This is a genomic window from Rhodanobacter sp. FW106-PBR-R2A-2-24 (assembly GCF_058789615.1).
In genome coordinates, this window is sequence record NZ_JBYTBV010000002.1 from 219,051 (window position 1) to 234,754 (window position 15,704).

13 protein-coding genes are annotated in these 15,704 nt (G+C 67.0%); 9 read left to right on the top strand and 4 right to left on the bottom strand.

The features are described 5' to 3' along the window. Positions 1-86 precede the first annotated feature (86 nt). Genes hyfB through AC3WQA_RS02100 form a run of 6 tightly spaced genes read left to right on the top strand, consistent with a single transcriptional unit; the run spans position 87 to position 7,249 of the window. Positions 87-2,108 (top strand): hydrogenase 4 subunit B, encoded by a 2,022-nt coding sequence (hyfB, locus tag AC3WQA_RS02075; RefSeq protein WP_492673453.1) that lies wholly within the window; start codon positions 87-89, stop codon positions 2,106-2,108. Positions 2,109-2,152: 44 nt separating this feature from the next. Further along, positions 2,153-3,058: a respiratory chain complex I subunit 1 family protein gene (locus tag AC3WQA_RS02080; RefSeq protein ID WP_492676300.1), complete on the top strand. Its 906-nt coding sequence runs from the start codon at positions 2,153-2,155 to the stop codon at positions 3,056-3,058. Beyond that, on the top strand, positions 3,059-3,727 hold the full coding sequence (locus tag AC3WQA_RS02085; protein WP_008438202.1) for a formate hydrogenlyase: 669 nt from the start codon (positions 3,059-3,061) through the stop codon (positions 3,725-3,727). 1 nt (position 3,728) lies between these two features. Then, positions 3,729-5,180, top strand: coding sequence for a hydrogenase 4 subunit F (locus tag AC3WQA_RS02090; protein ID WP_492673454.1), 1,452 nt, complete (start codon positions 3,729-3,731; stop codon positions 5,178-5,180). Positions 5,181-5,185: 5 nt separating this feature from the next. Continuing rightward, on the top strand, positions 5,186-6,730 hold the full coding sequence (locus tag AC3WQA_RS02095) for a hydrogenase large subunit (protein WP_492673455.1): 1,545 nt from the start codon (positions 5,186-5,188) through the stop codon (positions 6,728-6,730). 6 nt (positions 6,731-6,736) lie between these two features. Next, a complete protein-coding gene (locus AC3WQA_RS02100) occupies positions 6,737-7,249 on the top strand; it encodes an NADH-quinone oxidoreductase subunit B family protein (protein WP_492673456.1) in 513 nt (170 codons plus the stop codon). Between the two features lie 119 nt (positions 7,250-7,368). Here AC3WQA_RS02100 and lolA read toward each other — a convergent pair whose 3' ends face one another. Beyond that, complete coding sequence (gene lolA / locus AC3WQA_RS02105; protein WP_492673457.1) at positions 7,369-8,028, bottom strand: outer membrane lipoprotein periplasmic chaperone LolA; 660 nt, start codon at positions 8,026-8,028, stop codon at positions 7,369-7,371. 61 nt (positions 8,029-8,089) lie between these two features. Further along, on the bottom strand, positions 8,090-8,569 hold the full coding sequence (locus AC3WQA_RS02110) for an Lrp/AsnC ligand binding domain-containing protein (protein ID WP_492673458.1): 480 nt from the start codon (positions 8,567-8,569) through the stop codon (positions 8,090-8,092). A gap of 144 nt (positions 8,570-8,713) precedes the next feature. Here AC3WQA_RS02110 and AC3WQA_RS02115 point away from each other — a divergent pair, with 144 nt between their 5' ends. Together AC3WQA_RS02115 and alr are read left to right on the top strand one after the other, a co-directional pair. After that, the gene (locus tag AC3WQA_RS02115; protein WP_492673459.1) at positions 8,714-9,985 is read left to right on the top strand and encodes a D-amino acid dehydrogenase; all 1,272 of its coding nucleotides are present in this window, start codon (positions 8,714-8,716) and stop codon (positions 9,983-9,985) included. After that, on the top strand, positions 9,985-11,061 hold the full coding sequence (alr, locus tag AC3WQA_RS02120) for an alanine racemase (protein ID WP_492673460.1): 1,077 nt from the start codon (positions 9,985-9,987) through the stop codon (positions 11,059-11,061). The genes AC3WQA_RS02115 and alr overlap by 1 nt, the downstream gene beginning before the upstream one ends. A 15-nt stretch (positions 11,062-11,076) precedes the next feature. Here the strand turns inward: alr and AC3WQA_RS02125 are convergent, their stop codons facing one another. Both AC3WQA_RS02125 and ald read right to left on the bottom strand, forming a co-directional pair. Then, entirely contained in the window at positions 11,077-13,404 is a 2,328-nt protein-coding gene (locus AC3WQA_RS02125) for a DNA translocase FtsK (RefSeq protein ID WP_492673461.1), read from the bottom strand. Between the two features lie 89 nt (positions 13,405-13,493). Continuing rightward, on the bottom strand, positions 13,494-14,558 hold the full coding sequence (gene ald, locus AC3WQA_RS02130; protein ID WP_492673462.1) for an alanine dehydrogenase: 1,065 nt from the start codon (positions 14,556-14,558) through the stop codon (positions 13,494-13,496). Between the two features lie 137 nt (positions 14,559-14,695). Between ald and trxB the strand changes: the two genes are divergently transcribed. Continuing rightward, entirely contained in the window at positions 14,696-15,661 is a 966-nt protein-coding gene (gene trxB, locus AC3WQA_RS02135) for a thioredoxin-disulfide reductase (protein WP_492673463.1), read from the top strand. Positions 15,662-15,704 lie beyond the last annotated feature (43 nt).

Genomic DNA, 15,704 nt, shown 5'->3' on the forward strand with positions numbered 1-15,704 from the left:
TCTTATGATAATAAAATTATCATGACAAACGTCCAGGCAGTGCCGCTCAACAGCCGCTCAAGCAGCGACCTGCTCGAGTCCACCGTATGCATGGGGTAAGTGCACTGACGACAGCCACAGCGCTGACGGCGCTGCTGGTTCTGGTTGCTTCGTGGTTGCTGATCGGTGCACTCGGCCTGGTCCAGTCCAATCGCATCGGTTGGGTCGCGCGCACACTGTTCCCGCTGGGCGCACTGGTCGCGCTGGGCGTGGCCTGCGTGGGCGTCGTATCCCTGGGCACGGGCTTTGCCGCGCAGACCAGCGTGCTTGCCTTCGGGCTTCCAGACATGCCGTTTCATGTGCGTCTGGATGCGCTGTCAGGCTTCTTCTTGCTGCTGCTTGGAAGTGCTGGGGCTGGCATCTCCATCTTCGCTGCCGGTTACTTCCGGCACGGCGAAGGCACGGCGCCGGGGCTGCTCTGCCTGCAGTACCACGTCTTTCTGGCCAGCATGGCGCTGGTCGTGCTGGCCGATGACGCCTACCTGTTCATGGTGGCGTGGGAAACGATGGCGCTCAGTTCGTATTTCCTGGTGACTACCCAGCACCGTATCCCGGAGATCCAGCGCGCCGGCTTCCTGTACCTGCTGATGGCGCACGTGGGAGCACTGGCATTGTTGCTTTGCTTCGGTGTGCTGCACGGCGGCAGCTGGCTGATGACGTTTGACTCGATGCGTGCGGCCACCCTGTCGCCGGCCTGGGCCGCGGCAGCCTTCCTGCTGGCCCTGTTCGGTTTCGGTGCCAAGGCGGGCCTGGTGCCCCTGCATGTGTGGCTGCCGGAAGCCCATCCGGCCGCGCCGTCACCGGTGTCCGCGATGATGAGTGGCTTGATGCTCAAGGTGGCGGTCTACGGCATGTTGCGGATCAGTTTCGACCTGCTCCACGCCGGCCCATGGTGGTGGGGCATGCTGACGCTGGCGGTGGGACTGGGCACGGCGCTGTTCGGTGCGGTGTTCGCTGCCGTACAGACCGACATGAAGCGTTTGCTGGCCTATTCCTCCATCGAGAACATCGGCCTGATCTTCGCCGCGCTTGGCCTGGCGCTGCTGTGCTACGCGTTCAACATGCGCCTGCTGGCGGCGTTGGCACTCACCGCGGCGTTGCTGCACGCACTCAACCATGCATTGTTCAAGAGCCTGCTGTTTCTCGCCACCGGCTCGGTTCTGCACGCCACCCACGAGCGCAGCCTGGGCAAGCTCGGCGGGCTGATCCGGCGGATGCCATGGGTCGCCGTGCTGGCCCTGGTCGGCACCCTGTCTCTCGCCGGTTTGCCACCGCTCAACGGTTTCGTCTCCGAATGGCTGCTGCTGCAGGCCTTCCTGTCCACGCCGTCCATCCCGCATGCGTTCATCAACATGATCGTGCCGCTGGGCGCGGCCGTGGTGGCACTCACCGCCGCGCTGGCCGGCTACGTGATGGTCAAGTTCTACGGCGTCATATTCCTCGGCCAGCCACGCGAACCTTCACTGATGCAGGCCCACGATGCGGGTTGGCTCGAACGCGCGGGGCTGGCCTGGCTGGCGTTGGGCTGCATCCTCATTGGCGTGTTTCCGCAAGCCGCGCTGAATGCCATCGCCAGCGTGACCCAGACCCTGCTCGGCACCGTGGTCCAGCGCGGCCCGACGCCATGGTGGATCGCTCCGGTGGCGCAGGCTCAGGCTTCTTACAATGGCCTGTGGCTGCTGTTGGGCATGGCCGGCGTGATCGCGATGATGTTCGTGCTGGTACGGCGGATGTACCACGGCCGTGTGCGCCGGGTGCCGCCATGGAATTGCGGTTACCCCGAGCTGACCCCGCGCATGCAGGACACCGCCGAAGGATTCGGTCAGCCGATCCGGCACATGTTCGGGCCGTTTTTCCGCATCGAGCGCGAAGTGCCTTCGCCGGATGACCCGGCCCCGCGTTACCGCATCCAGATCGATGACCGCTTCTGGCATGGCCTGTATCTTCCGCTGGCCCGCATCGTCGGCTGGCTGGCCGATGCGCTGTCCATGCTGCAGCGTGGCCGTCTGGCCGTCTATCTGATGTACAGCTTCCTGACCCTGATCGTCTTGCTGGTGTTCGTCCTGTGAACGCGCTCGCACTCGTCAGCCAGTTCGGCGGTGTGGTACTGGCCGTGGCACTGGCGCCGCTGCTGGCCGGCTGGGTAGCCCAATGCCGGGCCTGGCTGCAGAGCCGGTCGGCCCCTTCCCTGCTGCTGCCTTACCGCACCTTGCGCAAGCTGTTCCGCAAGGATGCGGCACTGGCCACGCAGGCCTCGCCCTTGTTCCGCGCCGCGCCCTACGCCGTGTTCGGTGCCATGGCCACGGCGGCAGCGATCATTCCCTCGGTAACCACCGACCTGCCCCTCGCACGGGTGGCCGATGCCATCGCACTGGTCGGCCTGTTCGCGACGGCACGCGTGTTCATCGCCCTGGCGGCGATGGATATCGGCACGGTCTTCGGCAGCATGGGCGCGCGACGCGAGATGATGATCGGGTTTCTCGCCGAGCCGGCGCTGCTGATGGTGCTGTTCAACGCGTTCCTGATGTTCGGCAGCACGGCGTTGCCAACCATCGTGAAAGGCACCCTGGACGCCGATGGGTTGACCTTGCATCCGAGTCTGGCCTTCGCCGGTGTCGCTTTCGTGATGGTGTTGCTGGCCGAGAATGCCCGCATTCCGATCGACAACCCCGGCACGCACCTTGAAGTGACCATGATCCATGAGTCCATGGTGCTGGAATATTCCGCGCGCCATCTGGCCCTCATTGAATGGGCGTCCTGGCTGAAGCTGTTCAACTATGCGTGCATCGGTTTCACGCTGTTCGTGCCCTGGGGCATCGCGCCGCGCACGGCCGGCCCAATGGGTTTGTTGCTTGCCATCGTGTGGTTGCTGGCCAAGCTGGCCGTCGCCGGCGCGGTGCTGGCGGTGATTGAAACGGTCTCGGCCAAGCTGCGCATCTTCCGGGCGCCGGAGTTCCTGAGCATGGCGTTCCTGCTCGCCGTGCTGGGCCTGCTCGTTCACCTTCTGCTGCAGTCCTGAATGATGCCTCCACTCAACCTCGTCACCCAGCTGCTGCACGTGCTCGCCGCCGGCCTGCTGATGATCTCGTTCTCCATGCTCGCGCAGCGGCGGACACGGCGACTGATCGTGCTGCTGGCCTGGCAGGGTGTGGTGCTGACCGCCTCCACGCTGCTGGTCGCCGTCACGGCGCACCTGCAGCATCTGTATTACTCCGCGGCGCTGACCCTGATCGAAAAGGTCTGGCTGATGCCGTGGATCCTGCTGCGGCTGATGCGTCGCCTGGGCATCGAGGGCGACAGCGATCCGCTGGTGAACATTCCCACCCTGATGCTGGTCGGGCTGGGTCTGGTGATCTTCGCGTTCGGACTGGCCCAGCCGATCAGTTCGCTGGCCACCACGGTCACCCGACAGACGCTGGGCATTGCGATGGCGGTGATCCTGCTGGCGTTCCTGATGATGATTGCCCGGCACAAGGCGGTGACCCAGGTGATCGGTTTCCTGGCGATGGAGAACGGCCTGTTCTTCGCCGCCACCAGCACGACCTACGGCATGCCGATGGTGGTCGAGCTGGGCATTGCGCTCGATCTGCTGGTCGGCGTGTTCATCTTCGGCATCTTCTTCTTCCAGATCCGCGAACAGTTCGACAGCCTCGACCTGCATCAGCTCGAAGCACTCAAGGAGGACTGACGTGGAGCTTGCGTGGGTGCTGGGTACTCCCTTGTTCGGTGCGATCGTGCTGGCCGTGTTCGGTGCGCGGCGCTCCGCCGCCGAACTCAACGTCGTGATCAGCCTGGCGACGTTGATCGCCGCCGCGGCGCTGGTGCTGAGGATCATCGGCCAGGGCTCGATGACGGTGGCCCACGAGCAGTTCTTCGTCGATCCGTTCAACGTGTTCCTGATCGCGCTGACCGCGCTCATCGGTTTCACCACGGCGGTGTTTTCGCGCCCCTACATGCGTATCGAGCAGGATCACGGTCGGCTCAACGCGCATCGCTTGCGGCTCTATCACAGCATGTACCAGCTGTTCATGGCCGCCATGCTGGTGGCACTGTCGACCAACAACATGGGGCTGCTGTGGGTCGCGATGGAGGCGGCGACGTTGTCCACCGTGCTGCTGGTGTCGTTGTACCGCACCCGCGCCAGCATCGAGGCGGCCTGGAAATATTTCATCCTGTGCGGCGTCGGCATCGCGCTGGCGTTGTTCGGCACGATCCTGCTGTATTTCGCGGCGGAGCGGCTGCTCGGTGGCGAGGGCATGCGGGCGCTGCTGTGGACCCACCTCAATGCGGTGAAAGGGCAGCTCGACCCGACGGTGATCGGGCTCGCGTTCGTCTTCCTGCTGGTCGGCTACGGCACCAAGGTCGGTCTCGCCCCCCTGCACAACTGGCTGCCCGATGCCCACGCGGAGGGTCCCACTCCGGTCTCGGCGGTGTTGTCGGGGCTGCTGCTCAACGTGGCGATGTACGCCGTGGTCCGTTGCAAGATCCTTGCGGTCGGCGCGATGCACTCGGCGCTGCCCGGACGCATGCTGATGGCGTTCGGTTTGTTCTCGACGGTGCTGGCGGCGTTCCTGCTGTGGCGTCAGCGCGACATCAAGCGTCTGTTCGGCTACTCCTCGATCGAGCACATGGGCATCATCACCTTTGCGTTCGGCATGGGCGGCCCGCTGGCAAACTTCGCCGCGCTGCTGCACATGACGGTGCACTCGTTGACCAAGTCGGCGATCTTCTTCGCCGCCGGCCATGCCTCGCAGATTGCGGGCACCCAGCGCATTGACGGCATCCGCGGCCTGCTGACGGTGAGCCCCACCGTCGGCTGGGGACTGATGCTGGGCTCGCTGGCGATCCTCGGCACGCCGCCGTTCGGCGTATTCACCAGTGAATACATGGTCTTGATCACGGCCATGCGCGACCACCCGTGGGCGACGTCGTTCCTGCTCGTCGCCCTGGCCGTGGCATTCGCCGCGATCTTCTTCAAGGTGCAGCCGATGGTGTTCGGCGAAACGGATGCACGGCGCCTGCCGCACCCGCCGGCACTGGTGCCGGTGTTTGTGCACCTGTCGATCGTGCTGATGCTCGGCCTGTACATACCGCCCGCCCTGGCCCAGTGGTATCGACTCGCCGCGAGCCTGATCGGATGAATCCCATGTGGCCTGACTTTCTCGACACCGCATGCGTGCCCTTGCCCTCCAACGTGGCGGCCTGCCGCGTACAGGTCGATGCCGCTCGCTGGTGCGAGGCCGCGGATGCGATGCGCGAGGCAGGTGCGGACCTGCTGTCGTTGTGGGGCAGCGACGATCGTGATCGCGACCAGTGCCTGCGCGTGCACGCGGCCTACCTGCTGCGCGATCGGCTGGTCGTGGTGGAGCACGCGATGCCCGCCGACCAGGCAATCTACCCCTCGCTGGCCACACGCTTTCCGGTGGCCGGGCGGCTGCAGCGCGCAACCTACGATTTGCTCGGCATCCGCGCCGACGCTGGCGATATGCGGCCGTGGTTGCGCCACGGCGGCTGGCCGGAAGGGGTGTTCCCGCTGCGCCGCGACGTCGCGGCGACCCAGACCTGGCCCGTGACCAGCTCGCCGTATCCATTCATCCCGGTCAGCGGTGACGGCGTGCACGAGATGACCGCCGGTCCAGTGCATGCCGGCACCATCGAGCCGGGACGTTTCCAGCTGGCCGTGGTAGGCGAAAAGGTGCTGCGCCTGGAGGTTCGCCTCGGTTACACGCACAAGGGCATCGCCAAGCGCTTCGAGGGACTGGCCCAGCGCGACGCCCACCGCCTGGCCGCCCATATCTGCGGCGATTCGACGGTGGCTTTCAGCTGGGCGTATTGCGCCGCACTGGAATCGATCACCGCCAGCACACCCTCGCCGCGCGCCCTCGTTCTGCGTGCGCTGGCGCTCGAACGCGAGCGCATCGCCAATCATCTGGGCGATCTTGGCGGATTGGCCAACGATGCCGGCTTTGCCTTCGGCCAGACCCAGTTTTCCAGCCTGAAAGAGCAGCTTTTGCGGCACAACGCGGAACTGTTTGGCCAGCGCTACCTGTTTGACTTCGTGGTACCCGGCGGCGTCGCCAGCGACCTGTCGGCACGCGTGCTGCCGGGCATGCTCGACGAGATCGCGGTACTGGAACACGCGGTAGACGATCTGCGCGGAATCTACGCTCGACACGAAGGCCTGCAGGATCGTTTCCTCGGTGCCGGCCGGTTGACCCCGGCCCAGGCTGCCGCCTTGGGTGCGATAGGCCTGGCCGGACGCGCTTCCGGCGTCGCCCGCGACCTGCGCGTGAACCAGCCATGGTCGCCATACGATCAGTCGGCCCCGGCATTGGCCACGAGCACCGAAGGCGATGTGGCGGCGCGCGTGCAGGTACGCTTCGAGGAGACGCTGGAATCACTGCGGCTGTGCCGGCAATGGCTGCAGGCGCTGCCAGCCGGCGAGCGGGTCCGCGAGGTGCCGGTGGCGCCCGCCGGTCAGCTCGGCATCGGCCTGATCGAAGGCTGGCGCGGTCCGGTCATGCTGGCGCTGGAAACCGGCCCCGCCGGTGGCATCCGGCGCTGCCGCGCGCATGATCCCTCGTGGCAGAACTGGCCGCTGCTCGAAGTCGCCATCCTGGGCAACATCGTGGCGGACTTCCCGCTGATCAACAAATCCTTCAACCTTTCCTACAGCGGGCACGACGGGTAAGCGCGCATGTTCGATATCCTTTCACGCATTCGTCGAACCGGCCGCCTGAGCGAACCGTATCCGGTGCCGGATACCGACCAGACGGCGTCCACCGCGATCCAGCGAGAGCTGCACGCCGTGTTCGGGCGCGCCTTGTGCATTCGCCATGTCGACGCCGGCTCCTGCAATGGTTGCGAGCTCGAAATCCACGCGCTGAGCAATGCGTACTACAACCTGCAAGGCGCCGGCATCCGGTTTGTGGCCAGCCCGCGCCATGCCGACGTGCTGCTGGTCACCGGACCGGTCTCGGTCAACATGGAAGATGCCCTCAGGCAAACCTATGAAGCGATACCCGATCCCAAGTGGGTGCTCGCCGTGGGGGACTGCGCGACCTGCGGCGGCCTGTTCGGCGCCAACTATGCGACCCGGGGGCCGATCAGCGCCATCGTCCCGGTGGATGCCGTGGTCGCCGGCTGCCCGCCCACGCCACTGGCGATCATGCGGGGCCTGTTGCAGATAACCAGCCAGCGGCCGGCGTAACTTCTCCGCGCCAGCCGGGCAGCGACCTCAGGCGTGACGGGTGAGCGCGAAGATGCCCTGCCCGTGCGCCGGAAACAGCCGGCTGGCTCCGCCCGTCGGCAGGTTATCCGGCCGGCGCATCAGTTCTTCAGCGGCTGCACATCGATCACCGGCGCGTCGCCGATCACGTCGGCGCCCTTCGGCGGCACGAAGGTGAACACCGATGGCGCAATCGCCGTGTTGCGCCGCCAGTGCGAGAAGCGGATGTCGGTGGTGGAGCCGAGCTGATCCTTGAAGGTCATCCGCGCCAGGCCGTTCGCATCGAAGCCGAGATCGGCATAGGCGAACTGCGGATCCTTCGCGGTGGAGGTGAGGCGCAGCCAGGCCAGGCCGTCGTGTTCGCCCTGCTCGCTGACCTTGAATCCCTTGTCCATCTGCTTGAGGTCGGTGAGCACAGTGAGCGGGCTGTGCGATTCCTCGCTGGACTGCACGCGCACGGTGACCTGCTCCAGCTCGGGGTCGTACATCCACACCCGGCTGCCGTCGGCCACGATGGTCTGTTTGTACGGCGCAGTGGTTTCCCAGCGGAACTGCCGCGGCGCCTCCAGCGCCAGCGTGCCGCTGCTGGTCTTGCCGGGGTGGCCGTTGGGATCGACCAGGCTCTGGGTGAAGTCGCCGGTGAGCGCATGCAGGCCGCTGGCAAAGGCGTCCAGTCGCGCGCGCGCGGCGCCGGTGGCGGCCTGGGCAGTGCCGGCGAGCAGCAGCGCAACGGCGGCAAGGGCAAGCTTGAGACGGGTCATCGGGGTTCCTCGCGGCAAACGACGGGCGGCATTGTGGGGCGTGGCGGCTTAACCGGCACCGTCATTCGGCCACCGGCAGGCTGAGCGTTTCCTTTGCCTCCTCCATCACGATGTAACTCTTGGATTCGCGCACGTGTGGCAGGGTCAGCAAGGTGCTGCCCAGCAGCTTGCGATAGCTGGCCATCTCGCTGATGCGCGCCTTGATGAGGTAGTCGAAATCGCCGGACACCAGGTGGCATTCCAGCACATTGGGCAGGCGCAGCGCGGCGCGGCGGAATTCCTCGAAGATGTCGCCCGACTTGTAGGCCAGGCTGATCTCCACGAACACCAGCAGGCCCGCCTTCACCGCCTTCGGATCGAGCCGGGCGTGGTAGCCGGTGATGATCTTCTCGCGCTCCAGCCGGCGCACCCGCTCGGTGCACGGCGTGGTGGACAATCCGACCCGCTCGCCCAGCTCGGTGAAGGAGATGCGCCCTTCCTCCTGCAGGATGCGGAGAATCTTGCGGTCGATCTTGTCCAGTTCGCGCTGGCGGGTGGGCATGGCTCGGGTTCGAACGGTATGTAGTGGTTGAATCAACTGGCAAAGCCATCAATCACAAGTAAATAAACTAGCAGCGGCTGAATATACTGCGCGTTTCATGCCATGCAAAGCGTGGCATGCAGGGAATGCAACCCGGAGAGAGCAATGCGTGTACTGATACTCGGCAGCGGCGTGATCGGCGTGACCAGCGCGTGGTACCTGCGCCAGGCCGGCCACGAGGTGAGCGTGGTGGATCGCCAGGCCGGCGCCGCGCTGGAAACCAGCTTTGCCAACGCCGGCCAGCTCTCCTTCGGCTACACCTCGCCATGGGCCGCGCCTGGCGTGCCGTTCAAGGCCCTCAAGTGGCTGTTCCAGCGCCATGCGCCGCTGTCGATCCGGCCCGGCTTCGATCCCGCCCAGTACCGCTGGCTGTGGCAGATGCTGCGCAACTGCACCGCCGCACGCTATGCGGTCAACAAGGCGCGCATGGTGCGCCTGTCCGACTACAGCCAGGCCTGCATCAACGAGCTGGCGCACGCCACCGGCATCGATTACGAAGGCCGCATGCTGGGCACCACGCAATTGTTCCGCACCCAGCAGCAGCTCGACGCCTCCGCGCAGGACATCGCCATCCTGCGCGAATACGGCGTGCCCTGCGAGGTGCTCGACCGCGCCGGCATCATCCAGGCCGAACCGGCGCTTGCCGCCACGGCGGATAAGCTGGTGGGCGCGCTGCGCCTGCCGCGCGACCAGACCGGCGATTGCCAGCTGTTCACGCAGAAGCTCGCCCTGCTGGCCGCTGCCGCCGGCGTGGATTTCCGCTATGGCCAGCGCGTGGACGGCGTCGAGCGCAGCGGCGAGCGCATTGCCGGGGTGCGCATCCAGGGCAAGCTGGAAACCGCCGACGCCTACGTGGTGGCGCTGGGCAGCTACTCGCCGCAACTCGTGGCGCCGCTGGGCCTGCCGTTGCCGGTGTACCCGCTCAAGGGCTACTCGCTCACCGTGCCGGTCACCGACCCCAGCATGGCACCGGCTTCCACCATTCTGGACGAAAGCTACAAGATCGCCGTCACCCGCTTCGACGACCGCATCCGCGTGGGCGGCATGGCCGAGGTGATGGGCTACGACCTCTCGCTCAACCCGCGCCGCCGCGCCACGCTGGAAATGGTGGTGAACGATCTCTACCCGCACGGCGGCGACCTCGGTCACGCCACGTTCTGGACCGGCCTGCGCCCGGCCACGCCGGACGGCACGCCGGTGGTGGGCGCCACGCCGTACAAGAATCTCTACCTCAACACCGGCCACGGCACGCTGGGCTGGACGATGGCGGCGGGCTCGGGGCGCTACCTCACCGATCTCATCGATGGCCGTCAGCCGCAGATCGATACCGAAGGGCTGGACGTCTTCCGTTATCTTGGCCATCCGGGAGGCCGCTGATGCGTCCAGCCAAGGCACTGATCGACCTCGACGCGCTACGCGCCAACTATCGTCTGGCCAGGCAGCTGGGCGGCGGCAAGGCGCTGGCCATCGTCAAGGCCGACGCCTACGGCCACGGCGCCGTGCCCTGTGCGCGCGCGCTGGAGGCCGAAGCCGACGGCTTCGGCGTGGCCTGCATCGAGGAGGCGCTGGAACTGCGCGAAGCCGGCATCAAGGCGCCCATCCTCCTGATGGAGGGCTGCTTCGATGCCGCCGAGTTGCCGCTGGTCGCGCAACACGGGCTGTGGATCGCGGTGGCTTCCCCGCAACAGCTCGACGACGTGCTCGCGTTCCGCACCGAGACGACGCTGCACGTCTGGCTGGCGCTGGACAGCGGCATGCACCGGCTCGGCCTGTCACCGGAAGCCTTCCGCGCGGCGCATGCCCGGCTTTCCGCCCTGCCCCACCTCGCGCCGTTGGTGCTGATGACGCACCTGGCGCGTGCCGACGAACTGGGTAGCACGCGCACGCTGGAGCAGCAGGACAACTTCCGCCGCGCCACGGCGGGGCTGGCCGGCGAAACCAGCCTGTGCAACTCCGCCGCCGCACTGGGCTGGCCGCAACTACGCAACGACTGGTCGCGCCCCGGTCTGATGCTGTACGGCGCCGACCCGTTCCACCCGCAGCCAAACGCGCCCGCCGGCAAGCTGCGCCCGGTGATGACGCTGGAATCGCGCATCTTCAGCGTGCGCGAGATCGGCGTGGGCGAACCGGTGGGCTACGGCGCGCACTTCGTTGCGCAACGCCCCACCCGCGTCGGCGTGGTGGCGATGGGTTATGCCGACGGCTACCCGCAATTCGCGCCCAACGGCACGCCGGTGCTGATCGACGGCCACCCCGGCCAGCTGATCGGCCGCGTATCGATGGACATGCTCACCGTCGACCTCACCGACCACCCGCACGCCGGCCTCGGCAGCCGCGTGCAACTGTGGGGCAGCGCGCCCACCGTGGCTGAGCTCGCGCCCCGCTGCCACACCAGCGCCTACCGGCTGGTGTGCGGCCTGAAGCGCGTGCCGCGTGTCTATTCGGGCGTGTAAGCCCGCTGCGCCACTTCAATCCCGCGGTGGCGGCGGCGCCAGCACTTCGCGGTTGCCGTTGTGCTGGGGTGCGCTGACCACGCCGTCGGCTTCCATCTGCTCGATCAGGCGCGCGGCGCGGTTGTAGCCGATGCGCAGGTGGCGCTGCACGCCGGAGATCGAGGCGCGGCGGGTCTGGGTGACCACGGCCACGGCCTTGTCGTAGAGCTGGGCATCGCCGTCACCGCCCTCCTCGCCGTCCTGCGGCAGGCCGGCATCGTTGATGAACTTGCCGTCGCTGGTGGCCTGCACTTCTTCCAGCACGCCTTCGACGTACTGCGGGCCGCCCTGCGCCCGCAGCCAGTTCACCACGCCATGTACCTCGTGGTCGTCGACGAAGGCGCCGTGCACGCGCTCGGGCATGGCGGTGCCCGGCGGCAGGTAGAGCATGTCGCCGTGGCCGAGCAGCGCCTCGGCGCCGCTCTGGTCGAGGATGGTGCGCGAGTCGATCTTGCTGGACACCTGGAAGGCGATGCGGGTGGGGATGTTGGCCTTGATGAGGCCGGTGATGACGTCCACCGACGGGCGCTGGGTGGCCAGCACCAGATGCACGCCGGCGGCGCGCGCCTTCTGCGCGAGGCGGGCGATCAGCTCCTCCACCTTCTTGCCGACAATCATCATCATGTCGGCGAATTCGTCGATGAAGATGACGATGTAGGGCAAGGGTTCCAGCGGTTCGGCGGCGAGGTTGGGCATTTCCGGGTTCGACCGGAACAGCGGGTCGAGCAGCGGCTGGCCCTTGTTCTCTTCGTCGCGCACCTTCTTGTTGAAGCCGGCCAGGTTGCGCACGCCCACCGCGGCCATCAGCTTGTAGCGGCGCTCCATCTCGGCCACGCACCAGCGCAAGGCGTTGGCGGCCTCCTTCATGTCGGTGACCACCGGCGCGAGCAGGTGCGGGATGCCCTCGTAGACGCTGAGTTCCAGCATCTTGGGGTCGATCATGATGAGGCGCACGTCCTTGGGGCTGGCCTTGTACAGCAGGCTCAGCACCATCGCGTTCACCGCCACCGACTTGCCCGAACCGGTGGTGCCGGCCACCAGCAGGTGCGGCATCTTGGCGAGGTCGGCGACCACCGCGCGGCCACCGATGTCCTTGCCCAGCGCCAGCGCCAGCGGCGACTTCATCAGATCGTACTTGTCCGAACGCAGGATCTCGGAGAGATAGACGATCTGCTTCTTGGCATTGGGAATCTCCAGGCCGATCACGTTCTTGCCGGGGATCACGTCCACCACGCGTACGCTGACCACCGACAGGCCGCGCGCGATGTCCTTGTCCAGGCTGGAGACCTGCGCGCCGCGCACGCCGGGCGCCGGCTCCAGCTCGAAGCGAGTGATGACCGGGCCGGGGTAGACGCCCATCACCTTGGCCTCGATGCGGAAGTCGCGCAGCTTCAACTCCACCTGGCGCGAGAGCACCTCCAGCGTTTCCTCCGAATAGCCAGGTCCCTGCTCGGGCGCTTCGTCCAGCAGCGACAGCGGCGGCAGTTCGCCGGGCACGGAGGCGCCGGTGAACAGCGGGATCTGCGTCTCCAGCTTGGCGCGCTCGCTCTTCGCCACCGGCGCGGGCGCCGTTTCGATGCGCACCGGCTCGCGCTTGGCCTGCTTCACCGCCTCGGCCTTCTTCACCACCTCGCGCTCGGCGCGCGCCTGCTGCGCCTTGATCGCCTCGGGCGCCTTGCGCCACTTGCCGCGCAACCATTCCACCGCCACCAGGGTGGCCTTGCCGGTCCAGTCCATCACCTTGAACCACGACAGACCGGTAGCCAGCGTCACCGCCACCAGAAACAGCGCGAGCAGCAACAGTGGCGCGCCCTTCAGGCCAAACGCCGTCTGCAGGCCATGCGCCACGGCGCGACCGATCACGCCACCGGCGCCCTCGGGCGCCATCGCACTCTGCGGAAAATTGAGCCAGCACAGCCCCGGCGCCGTGATGAAAAACGCCACCGCGCCCGTCAGCCGCAGCGAGGATTCCCACGGATGCTCAGGCTCCTCGCCGCGCTGGCGCAGCACCTGCACGCCCATCAGCAGGGGCAGTAGCGGAAACAGATAGGCCACGCCGCCGAACAGATAGCGCAGGAGGTCGGCCACGTAGGCGCCCACGGTGCCGCCCAGGTTGTGCACGTGCGCCATGCCGCCGACATGCGACCAACTGGGATCTTGTTCGTTGTAGCTGAACAGGCACACCAGCAGGTACAAGGCCAGCGGTAGCAGCAGCAGGGCGCCGGCCTCGCGCAAACGCCGCCTCCACTCCTCGCTCAGGACGAATTTCTCCTTGTCGGATTTGACGTTTGCGCTGCGCGCCACCGGTGTGGATTCCCGAAATGCCGAAAGTCCCGGCAAGTCTACACAGCCCGCGACGGTTTCCGTAACCGGCGACGGTCACCCGGCTGCGGTCACACCGTTCCCTTGAGCGCCGGATGCACCAGCTGGCCGCCGTCGACATTGATACCCGTGCGCAGCGGGGCGTGGTCGCGCCACGTTTTGCCGGCGGCCAGCCGCTGCACATAGGGCAGGATGGCGGCGGAGATCGCCAGCGACGAGGTCTGCGGCACCGCGCCCGGCATGTTGGTGACGCAGAAGTGGGTGGCGCCCTGTGCCTCATAAGTGGGCGCCTGCCAGGTGGTGGGTCGCGAGGTTTCGAAGCACCCGCCCTGGTCGATCGCGATATCCACCAGCACGCTGCCCGGCTCCATCGCCGCCACCATCGCCGCGCTGAGCACATGCGGCGCACGCGCACTGGGCACCAGCACCGCGCCCACCACAAGGTCGGCGTCGCGCACCTGATCGGCCACCGTCGACGCGTAGGCATACAGTGCGGTGACGTTGGCGCCCAGCCGGTGCATCGCTTCCATGCGATCAGGCCGCTTGTCGAACACCACCACCTGCGCCCCCAACGCCGCCGCCAGTGTCGCCGCGCTGCCGCCGGCCGCGCCGGCTCCCAGCACCACCACCTTGCCGCGCGGCGTGCTCGCCATGCCGCCCAAAAGCTTGCCCTTGCCGCCTTGCGGACGATGCAGCAGCGAGGCGCCCACCTGCACGGCGATGCGCCCGGCGATCACCGACATCGGGTGGAGCAGCGGCAGGCCACCATCCTCTTCCACCGACTCGAAGGCCACCGCGGTCAGACCGATGTCGAGCAGGCGCTGCGTGAGCGCCGGTTCGGCGGCCAGGTGCAGGTAGCAGAACAGCAGGTGGCGGGGCTCCAGCAACGCGAGGTCGCCGGCGATGGGTTCTTTCACCTTGACGATCAACTCGCCCGCCGCGTACAGCGCCGCCGCATCGGGCACGACATGGACGCCAAGACGCGCGTAGGCATCATCGGCAAAGCCGCTCTGGTCGCCCGCGCCCGCCTGCACATACACCTCGTGGCCGTGCCGCAGCAGGTCGGCGGCGGCATCGGGCACCAGCGCCACGCGGCCTTCGAGGGTCTTGGTTTCTGCCGGAATACCGATACGCATGCGAGCCATCCTTTTGTCAGGGGGAACCACGCCATAACCGAATCGGCCGCGCGGCTTGAATATGCCGCCCGCCTTCCCCATTCTTGCGGATCGGTGCCCACGCCCGCCACTCCCGTCCGAACCGCAAGGATCACGCCATGACTTCCGCCCCCAAGCACACCCGCCTGTTGATCCTCGGCTCCGGCCCGGCCGGCTACACCGCCGCCGTGTACGCCGCCCGTGCGAACCTCAAGCCCGTGCTCATCACCGGCCTGCAGCAGGGCGGCCAGCTCACCACCACCACCGACGTGGACAACTGGCCGGGCGACGTCGAGGGCCTGCAGGGCCCGGCGCTGATGCAGCGCATGGCCGAGCACGCCGAGCGCTTCCACACCGAGATGATCTTCGACCACATCCACACGGTGGACCTGAAGCAGCGGCCGTTCCGGCTCAAGGGCGACTCCGGCGAATACACCGCCGACGCGCTGATCATTGCCACCGGCGCCACCGCCAAGTACCTCGGCATCGAAAGCGAGGAGAAGTTCAAGGGCCGTGGCGTCTCCGCCTGCGCCACCTGCGACGGCTTCTTCTTCCGCGAACAGGAAGTGGTGGTGATCGGTGGCGGCAACACCGCGGTGGAGGAGGCGCTGTACCTGTCCAACATCGCCAGCAAGGTCTACCTGGTGCACCGCCGCGACAGCCTGCGCGCGGAGAAGATCATGCAGGACAAACTCTTCGAGAAGGCCGCCGCCGGCAAGATCGAGCTGGTGTGGAACCACACCGTGACCGAGGTGCTGGGCGATGACTCCGGCGTCACCGGCGTGCGCGTGCAGGACGTCAATTCCGGCGCCACGCGCGACATCAATGCCACCGGCTTTTTCGTCGCCATCGGTCACACGCCGAACACCGGCATCTTCGAGAGCCAGCTCGCCATGCACGACGGCTACATCAAGATCCACAGCGGTCAGAGCGGCATGGCCACGATGACCTCGGTGCCTGGCGTATTCGCCGCCGGCGACGTGGCCGACCATGTCTACCGCCAGGCGATCACCTCGGCCGGCTTCGGCTGCATGGCCGCGCTGGACGCCGAACGCTGGCTGGATCAGCAGACCCCGGCAGGCTGATCCATCGGTAGGAGCCCGCTCGCGGGCGATGCTTCCCGGCTGG